At 58.1% G+C, this 19,844-nt stretch carries 19 protein-coding genes; 15 read left to right on the top strand and 4 right to left on the bottom strand.

Annotation, left to right across the window (positions count from 1 at the left end; all coding sequences use genetic code 11):
• The first annotated feature begins 11 nt into the window (after positions 1 to 11).
• Positions 12 to 452 (top strand): SRPBCC family protein, encoded by a 441-nt coding sequence (locus tag XI04_RS27985; protein ID WP_271595704.1) that lies wholly within the window; start codon positions 12 to 14, stop codon positions 450 to 452.
• 145 nt (positions 453 to 597) lie between these two features.
• Here the strand turns inward: XI04_RS27985 and XI04_RS27990 are convergent, their stop codons facing one another.
• The 3 genes from XI04_RS27990 to XI04_RS28000 all read right to left on the bottom strand — a co-directional run bounded on the left by XI04_RS27990 (position 598) and on the right by XI04_RS28000 (position 2,562).
• Positions 598 to 1,320 carry an LrgB family protein gene (locus XI04_RS27990; RefSeq protein ID WP_271595703.1) on the bottom strand — a complete coding sequence of 241 codons (723 nt, stop codon included), beginning with the start codon at positions 1,318 to 1,320 and terminating at the stop codon, positions 598 to 600.
• On the bottom strand, positions 1,317 to 1,703 hold the full coding sequence (locus tag XI04_RS27995; protein ID WP_271595702.1) for a CidA/LrgA family protein: 387 nt from the start codon (positions 1,701 to 1,703) through the stop codon (positions 1,317 to 1,319). Before XI04_RS27995 ends, XI04_RS27990 begins: the two co-directional genes overlap by 4 nt.
• Positions 1,704 to 1,860: 157 nt before the next feature.
• Entirely contained in the window at positions 1,861 to 2,562 is a 702-nt protein-coding gene (locus XI04_RS28000) for a FadR/GntR family transcriptional regulator (RefSeq protein WP_265575518.1), read from the bottom strand.
• A gap of 191 nt (positions 2,563 to 2,753) precedes the next feature.
• Between XI04_RS28000 and XI04_RS28005 the strand changes: the two genes are divergently transcribed.
• The 8 genes from XI04_RS28005 to XI04_RS28040 all read left to right on the top strand — a co-directional run bounded on the left by XI04_RS28005 (position 2,754) and on the right by XI04_RS28040 (position 10,963).
• Entirely contained in the window at positions 2,754 to 4,292 is a 1,539-nt protein-coding gene (locus XI04_RS28005; protein WP_271595701.1) for a sugar ABC transporter ATP-binding protein, read from the top strand.
• Between the two features lie 109 nt (positions 4,293 to 4,401).
• On the top strand, positions 4,402 to 5,334 hold the full coding sequence (locus XI04_RS28010) for an ABC transporter permease (protein ID WP_271595985.1): 933 nt from the start codon (positions 4,402 to 4,404) through the stop codon (positions 5,332 to 5,334).
• A gap of 90 nt (positions 5,335 to 5,424) precedes the next feature.
• On the top strand, positions 5,425 to 6,411 hold the full coding sequence (locus XI04_RS28015; RefSeq protein WP_271595700.1) for a substrate-binding domain-containing protein: 987 nt from the start codon (positions 5,425 to 5,427) through the stop codon (positions 6,409 to 6,411).
• A gap of 65 nt (positions 6,412 to 6,476) precedes the next feature.
• Positions 6,477 to 7,541 (top strand): aldo/keto reductase, encoded by a 1,065-nt coding sequence (locus XI04_RS28020; protein ID WP_271595699.1) that lies wholly within the window; start codon positions 6,477 to 6,479, stop codon positions 7,539 to 7,541.
• Positions 7,542 to 7,569: 28 nt separating this feature from the next.
• Positions 7,570 to 8,619 (top strand): aldo/keto reductase, encoded by a 1,050-nt coding sequence (locus XI04_RS28025; RefSeq protein WP_271595698.1) that lies wholly within the window; start codon positions 7,570 to 7,572, stop codon positions 8,617 to 8,619.
• A complete protein-coding gene (locus XI04_RS28030; RefSeq protein ID WP_271595697.1) occupies positions 8,616 to 9,098 on the top strand; it encodes a hypothetical protein in 483 nt (160 codons plus the stop codon). The genes XI04_RS28025 and XI04_RS28030 overlap by 4 nt, the downstream gene beginning before the upstream one ends.
• Positions 9,095 to 9,943, top strand: coding sequence for an N-acyl homoserine lactonase family protein (locus tag XI04_RS28035; protein ID WP_271595696.1), 849 nt, complete (start codon positions 9,095 to 9,097; stop codon positions 9,941 to 9,943). The genes XI04_RS28030 and XI04_RS28035 overlap by 4 nt, the downstream gene beginning before the upstream one ends.
• A 39-nt stretch (positions 9,944 to 9,982) precedes the next feature.
• Positions 9,983 to 10,963 carry an aldo/keto reductase gene (locus XI04_RS28040; RefSeq protein ID WP_271595695.1) on the top strand — a complete coding sequence of 327 codons (981 nt, stop codon included), beginning with the start codon at positions 9,983 to 9,985 and terminating at the stop codon, positions 10,961 to 10,963.
• Positions 10,964 to 11,153: 190 nt separating this feature from the next.
• Here XI04_RS28040 and XI04_RS28045 read toward each other — a convergent pair whose 3' ends face one another.
• Positions 11,154 to 12,035, bottom strand: a complete 882-nt coding sequence (locus XI04_RS28045; RefSeq protein WP_271595694.1) for a 3-keto-5-aminohexanoate cleavage protein — start codon at positions 12,033 to 12,035, stop codon at positions 11,154 to 11,156.
• A gap of 187 nt (positions 12,036 to 12,222) precedes the next feature.
• Here XI04_RS28045 and XI04_RS28050 point away from each other — a divergent pair, with 187 nt between their 5' ends.
• The 6 genes from XI04_RS28050 (at position 12,223) to XI04_RS28075 (ending at position 19,830) form a co-directional block, all read left to right on the top strand.
• Positions 12,223 to 13,131, top strand: coding sequence for a LysR substrate-binding domain-containing protein (locus XI04_RS28050; RefSeq protein ID WP_271595693.1), 909 nt, complete (start codon positions 12,223 to 12,225; stop codon positions 13,129 to 13,131).
• A 182-nt stretch (positions 13,132 to 13,313) separates the two neighbouring features.
• Positions 13,314 to 14,591, top strand: coding sequence for a ribulose-bisphosphate carboxylase large subunit family protein (locus XI04_RS28055; RefSeq protein ID WP_271595692.1), 1,278 nt, complete (start codon positions 13,314 to 13,316; stop codon positions 14,589 to 14,591).
• Positions 14,588 to 15,973: a four-carbon acid sugar kinase family protein gene (locus tag XI04_RS28060; protein ID WP_271595691.1), complete on the top strand. Its 1,386-nt coding sequence runs from the start codon at positions 14,588 to 14,590 to the stop codon at positions 15,971 to 15,973. The genes XI04_RS28055 and XI04_RS28060 overlap by 4 nt, the downstream gene beginning before the upstream one ends.
• Before the next feature lie 25 nt (positions 15,974 to 15,998).
• On the top strand, positions 15,999 to 17,936 hold the full coding sequence (locus tag XI04_RS28065; protein WP_271595690.1) for a TRAP transporter large permease: 1,938 nt from the start codon (positions 15,999 to 16,001) through the stop codon (positions 17,934 to 17,936).
• Positions 17,937 to 17,993: 57 nt separating this feature from the next.
• Entirely contained in the window at positions 17,994 to 19,016 is a 1,023-nt protein-coding gene (locus tag XI04_RS28070) for a TRAP transporter substrate-binding protein (RefSeq protein ID WP_271595689.1), read from the top strand.
• Between the two features lie 28 nt (positions 19,017 to 19,044).
• Positions 19,045 to 19,830: an SDR family NAD(P)-dependent oxidoreductase gene (locus tag XI04_RS28075; RefSeq protein WP_271595688.1), complete on the top strand. Its 786-nt coding sequence runs from the start codon at positions 19,045 to 19,047 to the stop codon at positions 19,828 to 19,830.
• Positions 19,831 to 19,844 lie beyond the last annotated feature (14 nt).

Genomic DNA, 19,844 nt, shown 5'->3' on the forward strand with positions numbered 1-19,844 from the left:
CGGAGACATCAATGGCAATGACAATGAACGGGGAGATCCTGCTCGCCGCCTCGCGGGAAGTCGTTTGGACCAAATTGAACGACCCCGTCGTTTTGAAAATTTGTATTCCCGGATGCGAGGAGTTGGAGAGGATCGATGGGGACGAATTGCGGGCCGTTGCAAAAATGAAGGTGGGACCTGTTTCGGCGCGATTTAGAGGCAGGGTGACTCTGAAAGATCTCGATCCGCCGAGAAGCTATAATATCGTTGGCGAGGGCGAAGGCGGCGTCGCAGGCTTCGCGAAAGGTGGCGCGAAAGTAAATCTGCTAGAGCGGGATGGTGGCACGCTCTTGACCTATCACGTCGACGCGCAGATTGGTGGAAAGCTCGCGCAGTTGGGACAGCGGCTGGTCAACGGAGCGGCTAAGAAGCTGGCCGACGAGTTCTTCGCCAGTTTTGCCCGAGCACTTTAGTTGAAGAACCCGACATCGCGAGAGCAGCTAATTCTGCCCGACGTTCCCCATGCCGCGCCGTAATGGAGCCGCGACGCTCATCGGTCGCCTCCCGATCCCCGCTGAACGAGCGAGCTCTTAGGGCGCGCGGATATGCAAGGTGCCATCAGCGTAGAAGTAGGGTCACCGCGATCGGGACCAAGAACGATGTCACAAGCGCGTTCAGGCCCATGGCAATCCCGGAGAAAACGCCGGCCACCTCGTCGACTTGGAACGCCCGTGCTGTGCCGATACCGTGTGCGGCGATACCGACCGCGAAACCCCGGGCGCGAAAATCGGTAATGGCGGCCCGGTTCATGAGGGGCGTGACGATGATGGCTCCCAGGATCCCGGTGAGTACAACCGAGACAGCGGTCAGGGACGGATCGGCGTGCAGGGATTCGCTGATTCCCATGGCCACGCCGGCTGTAACTGATTTTGGCGAAAGTGATAGGATAACTGATCGAGGCAGACCGAAGGCCTCGGCTAACAGTACGGCCGTAACGATCGCGGTAATCGAGCCAACTACCAGCGAAACCAACATTGGCAGAAGCGCAGCGGTGACCCGCGCCCGGTTGTCGTAGAGTGGGATCGCGAGCGCAACCGTCGCTGGCCCGAGAAGAAAGTGCACGAACTGGGCGCCCGCGAAGTATGTGGTGTACGTAGTGTCCGTGACGATCAAGAACGCGCCGATGATCCAGATCGAGTGCAATACAGGATTTGCCAGCGGATGCCGGTGCGTCGTAAGCGAGATAGCTTCCGCGATGGCGTAAATCGAGAGCGTTACGGTGAGCCAAAGCAGAGGTGACTGCGAGAGGTAGACCCACAGCGAGAATGAGTTTTCGCTCATGGCCCCGGTTGGCTCCTTGAGAGAAGCCGGTTGACCGCGAGGAATGTAGTCACGGTCACGAGCAGTGTGATGACCACCGAGGCCGACAAGGTCAATAAAATTGCGGCGCCGTGCTCGATGACCAAGTCGAGTTTCTTCACGACGCCTACGCCAGCGGGAATGAACATTAGAGATAGATGGCCGAGCAGGCTACGGCCCGTTGTCTCAACTGCATCGTTCTGCAATGGGCCACGCCTGAGGGCGGTGAAGTGATCGCGAGTCAAGAGAAGCAGCAGCAAGAACGCCATGCCGAGCACCGGTCCGGGCATCGGCAGCCCGACACCGCGCACAATTGCTTCGCCCACCAACTGGCAGAGCAGAATCAGGCTGAGACCTGCGATCATGCGAGGCGCTCGACGGTGGCCAAACTGGGCTCAATCAGGCTTGCATGAGTATTCTGCCGGCAAGACGGATACGAGGTCGATGTGAGAAAGCTCAGCCGTGTGGCAGAAACAGACCTACCGGGCCCGAGCTGTGCCTGAATCGAGGTTGCCACAGGCGCTACGCCGCGGGAATCTTCAAGGAAGACATGAAGTGCTCCATGTTCGCCTCCACGCTTTCCCGACTGAGCATGCCCGTCTTCTGATCACGGATCATTGCATACATCTTCTCGTGTAGGCCCACAGCGCGGTAGCGTCCGCTGACCTCCAGCGATTTGCGGATCCAGGGAGCGACCATGTTCAGGACGAAATCGGCGATCACCACGATCAGTTTGTTGCCCGCTGCCGCATAGACTGCTCGGTGGAAGTCGAGATCGGCTTCCAGCAGTTTGTCGATCGGCGAATGGGGGTCTTCGGAGAGAGCCTTCAGCCGGTCGATGCTCTCTCTCATGACGGCTAGATCCTTTTCGGTGCGTCTTATCGAGGCCAGCTCTGCGCAATTGCGGTCGAAAATGTATCGAAGCTCCATCAGCATCTCGGGAGTTGAATCCTGGAGATAGAGCTGAAACATCATCAGCGGCATCACGGCGGTGCCTTCATCCTTCCGGATGTAGTTGCCGTGCCCATGTCGGGTTTCGATCAATCCCGACACCGCAAGCGTCTTCATCGCCTCACGGATAGGAGTGCGACTGATGCCAAGCTTCTCTGCGAGCTCCTTCTCATTGGGCAATTTGTCTCCGGGACTTAGATTTCCGTTGGCGATCTCACCCGTAATGTAATTCAGCGCGACTTCGACACGCGTGGGCAGTTTTTTGGTTTCCATTCGCTCCATCGGTCGCTCGCAACTCTAATTTTCTGCCGCAAGCCAAGCGAACACATAAGCCGCTAGGCAACCAGCCCAAACCACCGAACATCCACAAGGTAGGAGGTATGATCTCCATTGACAACAGGTATAAGGTATGACCTCATATCTCTACAGAAGAGCGCGATCAAAGACGCCGCTGGAGGAAACCGATGCATTTGTCGACCGGGGCAAATCCGGAAGGCCGCGACGAGGTCGCCGTTAAGGCGCGAGACGAGCCGCTATTGGTGGCGGAAGGAATCACGAAGTCTTTCAATGGCGTTGCAGCCCTTCGCGATGGTCGGCTGGTTCTCAAACGCGGAACCGTCCACGCGTTGTGTGGAGGTAACGGCGCCGGAAAATCGACTTTCCTGAACATCGTGATGGGCTTGCTGCACCGCGACGAGGGCAGCATTCAGATCGACGGGGTGGCCGTCGATTTCAGGAGCGCCGCAGACGCACTGCGACACGGTGTGACGATCATCACTCAGGAGCTGTCTCCGGTTCCGGAAATGACAGTGGCCGAGAACATCTACTTGGGAAGAGAGCCGAAGATCGGCGGGCTTGTGGTGGACTTCCCCAAGATGCGGCAGGCCGCAAAACGGCTTCTGGATGACCTTGAATTCGACGTTCCGGTCAGTGCCCGCATGAGAGACTTGAGCTTGGCCCAGGTCCAGCTCGTCGAGATTGCGAAGGCGCTGAGTCACCGTGCGGACATCGTCATTATGGATGAGCCGACCTCGGCCATCGGCGAACACGAGGTGCACATCCTCTTCAATGCGCTGAAGCGGCTAAAGGCGCGTGGAGCCGCGATCATCTACGTCTCGCACAAGCTGACCGAGATTTTCGAGATTGCGGACGAATACACGGTCTTCCGCGATGGCCGCTTCATCGAAAGCGGACCAATTTCCTCGATTGACCGAAATCACCTCGTGACTCAGATCGTCGGCCACGAGATCAAGTCGGTGGAGAAGGGAAGGCCGAACGAGGGCGCGCCAATCCTGCTCGAAGTACGCTCTTTGTCGCGTGGATCTCATTTCAAGAACATCTCTGTGACCGTCGCTGCAGGAGAAGTTCTGGGAATCTACGGTTTGCTTGGCTCTGGTCGGACCGAATTCCTGGAGACGATCTATGGCATCCACGCGCCGACCGCCGGCGACGTCTTTCTTGATGGAAAGAGGGTCGATCCCGGCAATCCCAAAAAGTGCATCCAACGAGGCATGGCCATGGTACCCGAGGATCGGAAGGACACCGGCCTCGTTCTGTGTGCCTCCATCGCACATAACATTGCATTGTCGTCCCTTGCGCTGCGCGCCGTCAGCGGATTCGTCCGCCGCAAGGCGGAGGCGGCCGCAACAGATCGCATGATGCGCTTGCATCGGATCAAGGCGGCATCCCCAAATGTCGCCGTGGAGACGCTCAGCGGCGGAAACCAGCAGAAGGTGGTTTTCGCACGCTGTCTCCTGACCAATCCGCGTCTGCTGATCTGCGACGAGCCAACCCGCGGGATCGACGAGGGTTCAAAGCAGGAGATCTACGCCTTTCTCCGCGAGTTCGCGGCGAAGGGCAATGGCGTGCTCGTGGTCTCATCCGAAGCGCCGGAAATCCTCCAGATCAGCGATAGGATCGCCGTGTTTCGGCAAGGACGACTGGATCATGTCGTGGATGGACACGAGACAACCCAGCAAATGCTGACAGATCTCGCAAGTTGAGCGGATCGAAGAGCTTTCCAAACTGGCTTTGCGCATGCGGTCGAAGCGAGGAGTTGAGGTGGTGACCAACGTAGTTAGCAGCGTCCCTACGGGTGCGCGATCCAAAAGTATTGCTGCTCTAGGACTGTACCTGAAGTCGTTCAGCATCGTCATCGTGTTCGTGGTCATTTCGGCATTCTTCGCCGTGGCCAACGAATACTTCATGACCTGGCTGAACTGGGTGAACCTGCTGCGACAATCCTCGATCAACGGCGTTCTGGCGATCGGGGTGACGTTCGTGATCCTGACAAAAGGCATCGACCTTTCCGTTGGCTCCGTTATGGCTCTCGCAGGCATGATCGCAGCGAGCCTCGTGACTTCGACCAACCAGCACTTCGTGCTGTGGGCTGTTCTGGCAGGGCTCGGAACGGGCGCCGCGTTGGGCCTGGTCAATGGCGTCATTGTGACCACATTCAATGTTCCACCTTTCGTCGCCACGCTCGGAATGCTGAGCATGGCGCGCGGCTTGACCCTGATCTTTTCCGAGGGGCGTCCCGTTCCCAATCTCTCCGAGTCGTTCCGATGGATCGGCGGCGGCAGCGTTGCTGGCGTTCCTGTGCCGGTCTTAATTCTGTTTCTTGTGTTCGCCATCGGATGGGTCGTTCTCTCTTACACGACGTTCGGGCGTTACGTCTACGCCGTGGGAGGAAACGACAAGGCCGCCAGGACGAGCGGCATCTCCACGCGGAGCGTCATTGCATCCACCTACATTATCTCAGGCCTCCTCGCCGGACTCGCCGGCCTGGTGCTTACTTCCCGTACGACTGCCGCACTTCCACAGGCGGGCATCGGCTACGAACTCGATGCAATCGCGGCCGTGGTGATCGGCGGGACTAGCCTCGCAGGAGGGCGCGGCTCGCTAGTCGGGACGTTGTTCGGCGCACTCATCATCGGGACGATCAACAACGGCATGGATCTGATGGGCGTGTCTTCCTACTACCAGCAGCTTCTCAAGGGCGCGATCATTGTCGTCGCCGTGATGCTCGACCAATTTCGCAAGTGACACCTGCGAAGACCATTACAGACGATGACAACGGCTGTAACGCCCAGCATGGGCGGACTAGGTGACTGACCACATCAATCGGAGGAGACGATGAAGGTTACGCGTAGATCGACGATGGCGAGTTTCGCCGCTGCTGCAATCATTCTATCGACCGGTACGGCCTTTGCTCAAAGCAAGACGCGGATCGCCGCCCTATCGTTCGGGGAATCCGGCGAGTACATGAAGGCCTGGTCCAGCGAGATTCAGAGCCACCCGGCAGTCAAGGACGGTTCTGTCGCAGTCACGATCTTTGACGGCAAGTACGATCCTCTCGTCCAAGCGAACCAGATCGATACCGCCATTACCCAAAAGTTCGATGCCATCATCATGTCACCGTTCGATCTCCAGGCGTCGGCGCCCGCAATCGATAAAGCCGTCGCGGCTGGCATTCCGGTGATCGTATCGGCGCTGAAAACCGCATCGAAGAATTACACCGCGTCGATCATCGTCAACGACACGGAGGGAGGGCGTATTATCGGGGATCAGTTAGGCAAGCTGCTTCCGAATGGTGGGAACGTGGTGTTGATGGAAGGCCCCATTGGTCAGTCGGCGCAGATCGAGCGCAAGGCTGGCATCGACGCCGGCTTGGCCAAGTTCCCGAAGCTCAAGTTGATTGCCAGCAAGTCGGGCAACTGGAGCCGTGCCGAGGGGCAGTCGCTCATGGAGAATTGGTTGCTCGCGCATCCGGGGCAGATCAATGCCGTACTCGCCGAAAATGACGAGATGGCGCTGGGCGCGATTGAGGCCATGAAGAGTGCAAAGGTCGACTTCAAGTCCGTTCCGGTGCTCGCAATCGATGGCATCCCGGACGGCAAGCGCGCAGTTCAGAAAGGCGAAATGACTGTAACGCTCTACAAGTACGCCCGTGCTGAGGGGCAGGGCGCAGTCGATCTCGCCCTGCGTGCCATCAAGGGGGACAGTTACAAGCCGCGGTCCGAGGTCTGGGATTCTTTGATGGAGTGGAAAGGCGGAACCCAGAAGGATTACACCGTCCCGTGGCTCATCTTGGATTCCTCGAACGTCGCAAAATACATGTGAACCCTATCGTGCGCACGCGGTGGACAGCTGCGTGCGCACTGATGCTTAAACAGGGATATTTGGAAATGGTGGCTCTGCAGAAAAGGGCGCTTCCGAACGGGCGTCTGAGTTTGACTTCGCTTGGGCTTGGGACGTCACCTTTGGGCGGGTGCGGTGTTCCGGTCGGCTTTGAGACCTTCGAGGCAGTGATCCTGAAAGCCTACGAGCAGGGCGTACGCTATTTCGATGTTGCTCCGCTTTACGGTCTCGGAAAGTCCGAGCATTTCCTCGGTCATGTTCTTCGTGTGCACGGCCTTCGTCAGGACGTCGTGGTGAGCACCAAGGCGGGCCGGCTGTTGAAGCCGGCAAGCCGGTCGAAGCGCGCGGAAAGTCTCTATGGGATCAATTGGGTTGATCCGCTGCCCTTCGTCGACGAATACGATTACAGCTACGACGGCATCATGAGGTCTTTCGAAGATAGCCAGCAGCGCCTCGGTCTCGACCACATCGACATTCTTTTCCTGCATGACGTGAGCGGAGTTTGGCACCGGGAGAAGTATCCCCTGTATCTGGGGCAACTCCGCGAGAGCGGATACCGGGCTTGCGATGAGCTCCGTCGGTCGGGAGCCGTCAAGGCGATCGGTCTCGGCGTCAACGAGACGGCTTCAGTGCTTGAAGTGGCTGCGGAATTCGATCTCGACTGCTCACTCGTAGCAGGACGGTACACGCTCCTTAATCATGCGCCGTTGACGGAGTTCTTTCCCGAGGCTCAACGCCGCGGCATCGGCATCATCGCCGGCGGTGTCTACAATTCGGGGATCTTGGCCGAGGGCAGTCGGGGTAACGCATTAACGCGGACCTATGACTATCAGACGGCTCCAGAATACATCGTAGAGCGCGTGAAGGCGCTGGAAGCTGTCTGCGAATGTCACAAAGTCGTGCTTGCCAATGCGGCTTCCCAGTTCGTCTATGCGCATCCGGCCGTGACATCGGTCGTTCAGGGCGCACTCACGACCGCACATGTCGCGCAGAACGTCGCCTCGATATCGACGCCAATTCCTCAGGCATTCTGGATGGACCTGAAGAGCGAAGGCCTGATTCCCACACATGCCCCGCTTCCGGATCCGGGCTCACTGGCCCGGTCGGGCTGAACTTCCACGTCAAGCAAGGAGAAGAGCGATGATGCCGCTCGAGACACGAACTCTAGGCCGCACCAAAGTTTCCGTCACGTCGCTGGGGCTCGGGACAGTGCCTCTTTCCGGGTTCAATGTCGCAGTGCCATATGCCGAATTCGAAGCTGTCGTGAAAGCTGCATTCGATCTCGGCGTGCGCTACTTTGATTGCGCGCCGATGTATGGTCTCGGAAAGGCCGAGCACTTCCTCGGCCGCGCTATCCGTGACCTCCGTATCCGAGACCAGATTGTAGTAAGCACAAAGTGCGGCCGGGTGCTCAAGCCAGCCAGTCGGACACCGAAGCTCGAGACCGTTTACGGGATCGAATGGGTTGATCCGTATCCGTTTCGAGACACGTACGACTATACGTATAGCGGCGTGATGCGCTCGTTCGAGGACAGTCAGCAGCGTTTGGGCCTCGACTATATCGATGTGCTTCTGATTCACGACGTGGGACGCGCATGGCACGGCGATCAAGCAGAATTCTACTGGAACCAGCTCCGGGAGAGCGGGTACCGAGCGCTCGAGGAACTGAAGAGTTCGGGAGTCATTGCTGCCGTCGGGTTAGGAGTGAACGAGACCGACTCGGTTCTCGGGGTGGCTCGCGAATTTGCGATTGACTGTGCGCTGATCGCAGGTCGATACACGTTGCTCAATCATGCACCACTCGATGGGCATTTCGACGAGTTGCGGTCTCGAAATGTCTCGGTCATCGCCGGCGGCATCTACAATTCAGGCATCTTAGCCGCTGGATCGAAGGCGGCGGCCTCGACCTATGACTACCAGCAGGTCCCGAGCGCCATCCTGGAGCGCGTCCGATCAATCGAGAAAGTGTGCGAACGACACGGTGTCGATTTGCCCACCGTCGCGACCCAGTTCGTGCAAGCGCATCCCGCCGTCGCCACCGTTGTTCAGGGCGCGAAGTCCACAAGCGAGGTTACCCAGAACGTCCACGCTGTCTCGGCACGAATACCCGCTGCTCTCTGGCAGGACTTGAAAAATTTCGACCTAATCCCATCGAATGCTCCGGTTCCGGAAGACGGGCGATCCTCGTGAGCGGATTTCTAAGCGCACAGTTCCGTGCCGACGATCCCTTCGAGGGGATTGCACCGGGTTCAGCAGTCGCCGAATACGATGTCGTCATCGGGCCGGTCGTCCACTATCTGCGCGATGTTGTGACTGACCGCTCTGTTCGTCTTCTCGCGAACTTCATTGGGACGTCGCGTCTGGAGGATGAAAGCAAGCCTGACTCCGGCGATTCGGATCATGTGTACGAGATTCTTGCGGCGGTTCGGGTACCGGTGCAGCGGCAGCACGAGCATCATCATGTGAAACAGGCGGCGCATCTGCTGATGCCGCCGCGGGCGGCACCCCTGGCGCCACATCAACGCTCGTCCGAAGTGAGCTTGCTGTCAGGAGCGTGGGACCATCTGCGTCGGGCGAGTCCGATCGCCTGCGGCGGCTTGATCGACCTGCGGCAGTGCTGCGGCCAACTTAAGCTTGGTGCTGACCTCCTGATTGGAGCCTCCAAATGACGAGATATGCCATCACCGTGCTCGAATACGCAGCGAGCCCCAAACATCCGAGAAGTGGTGTCGTATACGGTCGACATAACAGCGGAAGCATGAACTTGCCGTTTGCTTATCTGCTCCTGCGTAGCAGTGACACTGTCGCCTTGGTTGACACCGGTTACGATCAATCGGATTTCGGAGGCGAGATCGCCAATAGCATCGGCGTCACCGGCTGGTCTCCGCCCTCTGAAGTGTTGGGAGCCGTCGGCATTCGTCCCGAGGATGTGCAGCATGTGTTCCTTACTCACGCTCATTTTGACCACATGGGTGGGCTGGCCTACTTCCCGAACGCCAAGTTCTACATCCAGAAGCGTGAGATCGAGAGCTGGATTTGGGCGCTGTCCAAGGGACGTCGTTTTCGATCCCTCCTCGGCGGCATCAACCCTGCGGATGTCCTGAAGCTCGTGGATCTCGGAATGAACAATCGGCTGGCCGTGCTGGACGGTGCGTCGCATGACGTTCTGCCGAATATCGATCTTCTTCCCGCCTTTGACACCCACACGGCGGGTTCGCAGTACGTGGTGGTCCGCAACGGCGGAAGCTTGGAGGACCGATGGGTCCTTACCGGCGACGTTGTCTACACCTACGAAAACCTGCATGGAGGTGATCGGGATGATCCATGCTTCGTGCCACCAGGACTGGCTACGGGAAGTCAGACCAATCTGATTCTTGCGGCGGAAGAGATGCTCGACAGCGTCGGCGGCGACATGTTGAGGCTCGTCCCCGTCCACGAGGAAAAGCTCAAGGATCACTTCCCATCGCGGGTGAGCGATCGGGGACTGAGGATCATTGACATCGCGACACTTTGAAACAGCCCAGGGGCTGGCGAGACAGCGAGGGTATCGCTCATGGATTACATACGTTTGGGCCGTTCAGGCCTCAAGATTTCGCGGATTGTACTTGGCTGCATGAGTTACGGGGTCGGGGAGCGAGGGAATCATCCTTGGACCCTAGGCGAGAGCGATAGTCGGCCATTCATACGCAAGGCTCTCGATTTCGGGATCAATTGCTTCGATACGGCCAACGTGTACTCGGACGGTACGAGCGAGGAAATCGTCGGCAAGATTCTCAAGGAGATGGTACCGCGAGACGAAATCGTGATCGCTACGAAGGTCTACGGCCGCATGCGCCCGGGACCAAACGGGATCGGCCTTTCACGAAAGGCAATTCTTGCCGAAGCGGAAGCAAGTCTTCGGAGGCTCGGCACCGACCATATCGATCTGTACCAGATCCATTTCTGGGACAATGACACGCCAATCGATGAAACTCTTGAGGCCTTCAACGATCTCGTGCGGAGCGGGAAAGTCCGATACATCGGCGCCAGCAATACCTACGCTTGGCAATTTGCCAAGGCTCTCCATCGCGCCGACACTAATTCTTGGGCGCGTTTTGTGTCCATGCAATGTCACCTAAATCTCCTCTATCGTGAGGAGGAACGAGAGATGTTGCCGCTTTGTCGCGACGAAGGGATCGGTGTGATCGCCTTTAGTCCGCTGGCTCGCGGGCGCCTGACCCGCCCGTGGACCGCAAAAAGTGCCCGTTCCGAGACTGACAATGTAACTTCGGAGTTCTACGGGCACGCTGAAGCGGCCGATCGGAGTGTTGTGGATGTGGTTTCCGATATTGCAAGGGAGCGCGGAGTAGCACCAGCGCATGTAGCCCTGGCCTGGGTGGCCGGAAAAGACGGCGTAACGGCACCGATCATAGGTGCTACGAAGCCTCAGCACTTGGACGATGCGATCGCCGCTTTAAGTCTGAAGCTAACCTCAGAAGAAATCGTGCGACTGGAAAAGCGTTATGTGCCTCACAGCGTTGTCGGATTGAAGTGAGTAGACGCCGGAAGCCGATTTTGGTGCTGGGCTTTGCAGATCAGAGACAATTAAGTTTGTAAAAAAAAGTGCCGGGATCACTGAAATCCCGGCACAGTCAGGGAGAGAGCCTCGAGAGAGCGGAAGGGTGCTGGTCGTTCGCTCGGCGCCCGTTGGTTAGCGGCGAAGCACGTACGCCGGGACGAGTGCCTTAACAAATTTCAAGCATCTCTCGAACGTCGTCAGGAGAAGCGATCTCGCGACCGCAATTTCTTGCAATGTCACATGTCCGGCGAACGAGCTCCTCGTTAGTCGGGCAGCCATACTCAACGTAGGGATAGTCTCCAATCCCCGGAGCGATGTTGCCGCCGCGCCTGGCCACGCCCTCGCACAGAGCCAGCAGGTTGCCGCCGACGATGTTGGCAGTCCACGTGTGGCGGATGTGCTTCGGCAAGAACGGCAAGAATGCGTCTAGACCTTCGAGTGTCCCCGGATGGCCGGTGAGATACGGACCGTCCGTCATGTTGAGAAGGAAATAGCCCGGCGCCGCCACAAGGCCCATTTCCATGAATGCTATCGCGCGTCGAACAAACCCGATCGACCAGCACGTCATCTTCGGTTTGATGCCTGCGGATTTGAGAGAGCGGAAATAGTGCTCTACAGCGGCCGTACGGTTTTCATAGATGCGCTGGGAATGTTCGAACATGAGCTTGTCGCGATCGAACACGTCAAGATTGGTGCTTCCGGTGTCTATGGGAACGATATCCGGTTTGGTCTGCGGATCCCTGGCAAGCTCGAGAATGCAGTCGATCCGTGCGCTCGGATCAGTGTCGTTGGCGAAAAAGCCGAGCGTCGGCAATATCAGGATGTCGCATTTCTGCCTGACCTTGCGGATGATCTCAGCGTTCTTCTCAGCTGTGTGGAGCGGCGCCCCATCGTCTGCGCGGGCGTGAAAATGAAGGATCGACGCTCCCGCCTCGCGACAGCGGGCCGCGGTTTCGGCTATTTCATCGGCTGTCCATGGCACATTCGGGTTAGCGTCCCGCATCGCGTATTCGTTTACGCGGGCTTCAACGATCATCTTTCTCAACATAGTCCGTTCTCTCGCTGCCGGCGGTGCTCGAGCTTTGGTTCATGGCGGCCTCCTTCGCAGTGCATCAGCCATGAACGATTTTGAGGTCGAGAGATTATGGCTCCGCCGCCAAATGCCCAAACGACTTTTATCGCGGCACTTGTGACTAAAGCTCACAACGGCTAAACTTTAGGCTTTCGAGGTATCGATGGTGCGTCCCCGGCCTTCGCTCAATGCGCTGCGTGCCTTCGAGGCCACGGCGAGATTGCGCAGCATGACCGCTGCGTCGTTGGAATTGTCCGTCACACATGGGGCGGTTAGCCGGCACATCCGATCGCTGGAGGAATTGCTCGGTGTCCCGCTATTGGTGCGAGGGTCGTCCTCCACAGACCCGACGCCGGAGGGGATTCGTCTGGCGGAAGGACTATCTGGCGCATTCAGCCTTATCGACGCGAGTGTAGAGCAAATCCTGCCGGGGCCGCTGACGGTTTCATGTTCTGCGACCATCATGATGTATTGGCTGATTCCCCGCCTCGCAGCCTTTCATGACGCTCACAGAGGCATCGATCTCCAGTTCAACCTGAACTACGATCAAGTAGATTTCATTCGTGACAAGGTCAGTATTGCTATCCGTTCAAGTACCATCGCACCGCCGCGAGACGTAGTCATCAAGGAGCTAGCGCGGGAGTGGATTTCCCCGGTTTGCGCAGCTTCTTACGCCAAGGCCAACAGCCTGAATGATCCGGATGATATCGCGGGGTGCCGTTTGCTCGGCACGCGAACACGCCCGGAGGCTTGGTCAGATTGGCTGGATGAGATGCGGTTGAAGTGGGATATCCGCATTCAAGAGTCGTATGATCACTTCTATCTTCTCATCCAGGCGGCGCTATGCGGGCTGGGCTTGGCGCTGGTCCCGACGATGTTCGTCTTGGAGGAGATCAATAGCGGCAGACTGATTGCGCCCTTTGGCAGCATCCCCGGTAAACGCACCTTAATGCTATGGACGGCGCCCCACGTCGCAACTCGCCCTGAGAGTAGAGCGGTTTCGCAATGGCTCACGCGCGAAATGTCTGCCACTGTGAAGAGCTGTGCCATGTTGGGTAAGGTCGAAGCTTAGCAACCTCTCCCGACACCAGCGAAGGCCGAGCCCCTGTGAGTTTTCCTCACGGGTTGCTTCACGAATATCGTTTGCCGTCATGCCATAGCCCGGGTGAAGATATCACCGTCCGCATCCAAACGTTCTTCGATCGTACGGATGGATGAGACGAATTCCGGGAAGAAATGCAGCAAGGCGTCACAATGCGCAGCGACAATCCGCGAGCCGAGTTCACAGCCCGATATTTGATCGAGACTGTCGATAGTCTCGAGAGGGCGGCAGAAGTCGTGGCAGGAGAGCAGTCAAGCGGGACGTTTCTCTCATTGCCCGGCGAAACGGATGAGTTGAAGAAGCGGTCGCGCGCACGGGTGCTTCGGGTGACCGAGCTGCCATCCGCCGACGCCCCGACATTGCGCAGTGCGCTCTCAGAGCGGAGGCAGAGAACAACGACGTTTCGGCGCGGCGAGATCGAGATCGCGTTTCCGGTCGATAACGTGGGCCGCAATATTCCAACGCTCTTGGCGACGGTTGCCGGCAATCTATTCGAGCTCGGCGAAATCACGGGCCTTCGGCTGCTCGACATCGACCTTCCCATCGAGTACGCCGCAAGCTTTCCAGGTCCGAAGTTCGGCGTCGACGGGACCCGCCGCTTAGCCGGTGTTTTCGATCGCCCGCTCATCGGTACGATATTGAAGCCAAGTATCGGTATGTCTCCATCCGAGACCGCCTCGCTGGTCGATAAGATCTGCGAAGCCGGGATCGACTTTCTCAAGGATGACGAGTTAATCGCCGATCCGCCTTACGCGCCTTTCGAGGAGCGTTTGAAGGCGGTCTTTCCGGTGATCGACAGGCATGCCGACCGATTGGGCCGAAAGCCCATGTACGCGATCAATATCAGTGGTTCGATCGACGACATGCGGCGTCGCCATGACCTGGTGCTAGAGGCCGGTGGAACCTGCGTCATGGTGAGCGTCAATTGGTGCGGCTTCTCTGCGATCGAACATCTGCGGACCTACACGAATCTGCCGATCCATGGTCACCGCAATGGGTGGGGCTTATTTACCCGTCATCCCTGGCTCGGCTTCGATTTCTTGGCATTTCAAAAGCTGTGGCGACTGACTGGTGTCGATCATCTGCACGTGAATGGTCTGAGGAGTAAATTCTGGGAGCCGGATGATTCCGTCATCCTGTCTGCGAGCTCATGCCTAGCTGCGTTTTCAGGTGTCAAACCAATGATGCCGGTCTTCTCTTCAGGACAATGGGCCGGACAAGCCGGAGACACATTCGAGCGCCTCGGAAGCATAGACCTCATGCACCTCGCCGGCGGCGGGATCATGGGGCATCCTGGCGGCATCGCTGGCGGCGTCATGAGTTTGCGAGAAGCCTGGCAGGCGGCAGTCCAAGGTATACCAGCGGTTGAGTACGCAAAATCCCATGCGCCGCTTCAGCTCGCGCTGTCCAAGTTCGGGGGGGCGGCGTGACACAGCCTCGCTACCGGTTGGCATTCTACGGTGATGATTTCACTGGATCGACGGATGCGCTTGAGGTCGTAGCCTTCGCCGGGCTCCGTGCTGCTCTCTTTCTCCGTCCGCCGAGCCCCGATGTCTTGAATCACTTTCGAGACATTGATGTCGTCGGCCTTGCCGGTGTGAGTCGCGGCATGTCTCCATCGGAGATGACCGAACATCTGGAGAAGCATTTACGGTACCTTGCATCGCTTCGCGCGCCGATCGTTCATTATAAGGTGTGCTCGACCTTTGACAGTTCGCCGGAGATCGGCAGCATCGGTCGAGTGATTGAAATCGCAAGGTCAATCTTTGGCGATCCAGTTCCCATCGTTGGGGGTACGCCATCGCTTCAAAGATATTGCGCGTTCGGAAACCTGTTTGCCCGATCCGGAACTGATGGGAACGTCTATCGTATCGATAGGCATCCGGTTATGAGCGTTCACCCCGTGACGCCTATGCAAGAAAGCGATCTGGCGCTGCACATCGGACGGCAGGCAGCGCTCAGGATCGAAAAGCTGACGTGCCCGTTCTTGGACCAGGGCTATGAATTGGCATCCGGGCAGTTCAAGGATTTAGCAGAGGGTGGGGCCGACGCAATCCTGCTCGACTCGACCAATGCTTCACAGCTTACACAGGTTGGGCGACTCCTCGTCGATTGGGCTGGAGTGAGTGGAAGCGCATTCGTGGTGGGTCCGTCAGGGGTGGAGTATGCCCTGACGCAGTGGTGGCGGGAGGCTGGTGTGATCCCTCCACCTACCAGCTCCTACGGCGGCCCAGCTGCGATCGATCAGGTACTGGCCGTGTCGGGCAGTGCCTCACCTGTGACCGCATTGCAGATCGATGCCGCTGTGCGGGCGGGATTTGCGGAGGTGCCTCTCGACGCTGCTGCGCTGCTCGGTGATGGCCAAAACATGGCAGCCGCGAGGCAAGCCGTCGCACGTACCCTCTCGCTGCTCAAGGAAGGACGCAGCGTCATTTTGCATACAGCCCGTGGTCCCGATGATCCACGGATCGGGAAGATGATTGATATGCTCGTAACGGGCGGGATGTCGCGCGAGTTCGCCAAGCATGAAGGTGGCCGAAACCTTGGTCGGAAGCTTGGCCAACTCGTTAGTGATATTCTGCAGGAGGTACCCCTCAAGAGATTGTTGTTGTCCGGTGGCGACACGTCGAGTCAGGTCGCACAACTCTTGGATATTGATGCGCTTGAAATTGAATCGCGCGTAAGCCCTGGCGTGCCACTTTGCCGAGCCAGATCGATCCGCGGCCGTCTCGATGGACTTCAGATAGCATTCAAGGGCGGTCAACTCGGCGACGAAGAATTCTTCAAGCGCGGATGGCTGGGTCGAGTCTAATAAGAACGAAATAGGGAGGATGCCAATGCGTGTCCCAACGATGGCTTCAGGCGGCATGGCCGCGCACGATAGTCGCGGCAGCGCGACCTCGCACGCGCCGTTTGGACGGTCCGTGGAGAGTTCGCGCCAGAGCGTTCTGCAGGCGATTGCAGATGGCGCCGATAAATTGTTCGGCCTTATTCTTGAAATCTGCGTCAGCATACTGCTGACGGCCGAGATTCTGCTGCTGTTTGCAGGAGTCCTGGCGCGTTACGTCTTCCTCAAGCCCATCATTTGGTCGGACGAGCTGGCTTCTATGCTGTTTCTCTGGCTTGTGATGCTGGGCTCCGCGATTGCGTTGCGACGCGGCGAGCACATGAGAATGACGGCGCTATTCGCATTCGTGTCTCCTAGGATGCGAGCTCACCTCGACGCGATCGCGCTGGCAGCATCACTGGGGCTGGTCGTCCTCCTGTTTCCGGCTACGCTCGAGTATGCAATCGAGGAAGCTATCGTTAGAACCCCCGCGATGGATCTCTCAAACGCGTGGCGAGCGTCCGCCGCTCCCGTCGGCTTTGGCTTGATGGGAATATTCACACTCCTTCGCCTCGTGCGTCTCGGTGATGCAAGACAGGCTCTGACCGCCCTCGCCATTGTCGCACTGTTGGTGGGGATACTTTGGCTTCTCAAGCCGGTCTTTGCGCCGCTCGGCAACGTAAATCTCATCATCTTCTTCGTCGTTGTCGTTGCCTGCACCGTCTTTACGGGCGTTCCGATCGCCTTTTCGTTCGGTTTGGCAACATTCGGTTATCTCATGCTTACGACCAGGACTCCGCCGCTGATCATCGTGGGTCGTATCGACGAAGGTGTCAGCCATCTCATCCTGCTTTCAGTTCCCTTGTTCGTGTTTCTCGGTCAACTGATCGAAATGACGGGCATGGCGCGGGCCATGGTTACGTTCCTCGCGAGCCTGTTAGGCCATGTGCGCGGTGGTCTATTGTACGTCCTCGTCGGAGCGATGTACCTCGTCTCGGGGATCTCCGGCTCAAAGGCCGCGGACATGGCCGCGGTGGCGCCGGTTCTGTTTCCGGAAATGAAGCGTCGGGGTGCGAAGGAAGGAGATCTCGTCGCGCTGCTGGCCGCGACAGGTGCTCAAACCGAGACGATTCCACCGAGCATAGTTCTCATCACCATCGGCTCGGTTACCGGAGTCTCCATTGCGGCTCTGTTCACCGGCGGACTTCTTCCCGGCGTGATTCTGGCGATCACCCTTTGCTGGGTCATTGCATGGAGATACCGCAATGAGGATCTTAGCCTTGCTCGTCGCGCCTCAGCCAAGGAAATTGGAAAGGCGTTTCTGCTCGCGGTACCGGCAATCGCTCTTCCTTTCGTTATTCGATCCGCAGTGATCGAAGGCGTGGCAACGGCGACCGAAGTCTCTACCATTGGGATCTTCTATTCGATTGTAGTTGGCGCTCTCTTCTACAGGCAATTCGATTGGCGGAGGATCAAGCCGATGCTGGTCGAGACCGCGAGTCTGTCTGGGGCCATCCTCTTTATCATCGGCACCGCGACGTCGATGGCTTGGAGTCTGACCCAATCAGGCTTCTCTCGCTCACTCGCTGTGGCGATGAAGCAGTTGCCTGGTGGATCGGCAAGCTTCATGGCGGTGTCCATTGTGGCCTTCGTCATTCTTGGCAGCGTTCTCGAAGGTATTCCGGCCATTGTTCTCTTCGGTCCGTTGCTTTTCCCGATAGCTCAAGCTCTGGGGATCGATCTCGTTCACTATTCGATGGTCGTCATATTGGCGATGGGTGTCGGCCTCTTCGCACCGCCTTTCGGCGTTGGTTACTACGCCGCATGCGCGATCAGCAGGGTGAGCCCGGACGCCGGAATGCGGCCCATTCTTGGCTACATGTTGGCCCTCTTGGTTGGGCTGGTGATTGTCGCGTCAGTTCCGTGGATCTCAACAGGGTTCTTGTGAACTGACGCTCCGCCGTAGGTGGCATCGAGCCTGGCAACTTGAACGATGGAGGAAGCAATGAGGAAGATCAGTCGCAGGACGTTCTTGCAGACAACAACGTCGGTCGCGGTGGCTGCTGGAGCCGGATTGTCTGTGAGGCCGGCTCGGGCCGCAGAATTTCAGCTCCGATGGGGGTTCAACCTCGCCGAGTCACATCCAATTACCGCGCGTGCGCGGGAAGCTGCTGAACGCGTGTTGTCTGAAACGAAAGGCCGGGTGGAAATCAATGTCTTTCCCAACAACCAACTCGGGGGCGACACGGACATGCTGTCGCAGCTGCGCGCCGGTGGTCTGGATTTGTTTCTTAACTCGGGGATCAACGTGCTCTCGACGATCGTTCCATCCGCGTCGATCTACGGTTTGGGATTCATCTTTCCGGATTATGACGCCGTCTGGAAGGCGATGGACGGACAACTCGGCGACGCATTGCGAACCGCGATCGGCAAGGCGAACCTCGTGCCGATGGCCAAGATGTGGGACAATGGCTTCCGCAACATTACGACGAGCTCGAAGCAGATCAATACGCCGGCCGACTTGAAGGGCGTCAAGATTCGCGTGCCGGTAGGTGCACTATGGACGTCTATGTTCCAGGCCTTTGGCGCCGCACCGACCGCGATCAACTATAGCGAGTTGTACTCCGCGCTGCAGACCAAGATCGTCGACGGCCAGGAAAACTCCCTCGCCAACATTTTTACGGCGAACCTTTTCGAGGTGCAGAAGTACTGCGCTCTGACCGGTCACATGTGGGATGCCTTCTTCTGCGTGGCGAACAAGCGAAACTGGGAAGCCATTCCTCAGGATCTGCGCGCAATCGTGGCCACGGCAATCAATGACGCCGCAATGGCTGAGAGGAAGGACATGGCGACGCTTGCCACGACATTGCGCGGTGACCTGGCCAAGAAGGGTCTGATCTTCAACGAGCCCGACGTCAACGCCTTCCGAGATGCTCTTCGCAGCGCCGGCTTCTACAAGGAATGGCGAACCAAATACGGGGAGGAACTCTGGACGATGCTTGAGAGCACCGCCGGAAAGCTAACGTGAAGACGACAAAATCGGGAGTCAGATAGACATGAGATTGGACAAGAGAGTGGCACTCGTCACCGGAGGCGCACGCGGAATCGGATTTGCAATCTCGAAGGCACTGGCGCGGGAGGGCGCGCGCATCGTGATCGCGGATGTCAACCTTGACGGTGCGAAGACAGCGGCAGCTGCTCTCGAAAATGCCGACCGAGATCACTTAGGCCTGCGCGTGGACGTGGCGGATCAACCGTCGGTGGGCGAGTTGATGGACGAAGTGGTCCGTCGCTGCGGGGGAATGGATATCCTGATCAACAACGCCGGGATCGGGGGCAACACGCCGTTCCTCGACATCAAGCTCGAGGACTGGCAGCGAATGATCTCAATCAATTTGACGGGAGCATTCATCGTGGCACAATCCGTGTCGCGCCAGATGGTTAAGCAAGGACGTGGTGGCAAGATCATAAACATCGCATCGCTCTCGGGCCAGCGCGGCGGAAACGGACGCGGCGCATATGGCGCGGCTAAAGCCGGCCTCGAGTTGCTGACCAAGGTCATGGCGGTCGAACTTGCTCAACACCGCATCAATGTCAACAACATCGCTCCGGGAGCGATTGAAACCGAGATGGCCAAGACGGCACACGATCCCGCGACACGCCGGGCCTATGAATACCTCATTCCGATGGGCCGCTACGGGACCCCGGAAGAGATCGCTGACGCAGCAGTCTTTTTGTCTTCGGACGAGAGCAGGTATGTCCACGGCCATACATTGAACGTTGACGGCGGTTTCCGTGAAGCTGGTCTGATGTTCGGACCGGACAAAACGCCGCCTCGATAGGCGTCCGTTGTGCA

This window comes from Bradyrhizobium sp. CCBAU 11430, assembly GCF_028128855.1.
In the GTDB taxonomy this organism is placed as follows: domain Bacteria; phylum Pseudomonadota; class Alphaproteobacteria; order Rhizobiales; family Xanthobacteraceae; genus Bradyrhizobium; species Bradyrhizobium ottawaense.

Coding starts and splice junctions, on each gene's coding strand:
- XI04_RS27985 (WP_271595704.1), top strand. CDS start 12: ATGGCAATGACAATGAACGGGGAGATCCTGCTCGCCGCCTCGCGGGAA.
- XI04_RS27990 (WP_271595703.1), bottom strand. CDS start 1,320: ATGAGCGAAAACTCATTCTCGCTGTGGGTCTACCTCTCGCAGTCACCT.
- XI04_RS27995 (WP_271595702.1), bottom strand. CDS start 1,703: ATGATCGCAGGTCTCAGCCTGATTCTGCTCTGCCAGTTGGTGGGCGAA.
- XI04_RS28000 (WP_265575518.1), bottom strand. CDS start 2,562: ATGGAAACCAAAAAACTGCCCACGCGTGTCGAAGTCGCGCTGAATTAC.
- XI04_RS28005 (WP_271595701.1), top strand. CDS start 2,754: ATGCATTTGTCGACCGGGGCAAATCCGGAAGGCCGCGACGAGGTCGCC.
- XI04_RS28015 (WP_271595700.1), top strand. CDS start 5,425: ATGAAGGTTACGCGTAGATCGACGATGGCGAGTTTCGCCGCTGCTGCA.
- XI04_RS28020 (WP_271595699.1), top strand. CDS start 6,477: ATGGTGGCTCTGCAGAAAAGGGCGCTTCCGAACGGGCGTCTGAGTTTG.
- XI04_RS28025 (WP_271595698.1), top strand. CDS start 7,570: ATGATGCCGCTCGAGACACGAACTCTAGGCCGCACCAAAGTTTCCGTC.
- XI04_RS28035 (WP_271595696.1), top strand. CDS start 9,095: ATGACGAGATATGCCATCACCGTGCTCGAATACGCAGCGAGCCCCAAA.
- XI04_RS28040 (WP_271595695.1), top strand. CDS start 9,983: ATGGATTACATACGTTTGGGCCGTTCAGGCCTCAAGATTTCGCGGATT.
- XI04_RS28045 (WP_271595694.1), bottom strand. CDS start 12,035: ATGTTGAGAAAGATGATCGTTGAAGCCCGCGTAAACGAATACGCGATG.
- XI04_RS28050 (WP_271595693.1), top strand. CDS start 12,223: ATGGTGCGTCCCCGGCCTTCGCTCAATGCGCTGCGTGCCTTCGAGGCC.
- XI04_RS28055 (WP_271595692.1), top strand. CDS start 13,314: ATGCGCAGCGACAATCCGCGAGCCGAGTTCACAGCCCGATATTTGATC.
- XI04_RS28065 (WP_271595690.1), top strand. CDS start 15,999: ATGCGTGTCCCAACGATGGCTTCAGGCGGCATGGCCGCGCACGATAGT.
- XI04_RS28070 (WP_271595689.1), top strand. CDS start 17,994: ATGAGGAAGATCAGTCGCAGGACGTTCTTGCAGACAACAACGTCGGTC.
- XI04_RS28075 (WP_271595688.1), top strand. CDS start 19,045: ATGAGATTGGACAAGAGAGTGGCACTCGTCACCGGAGGCGCACGCGGA.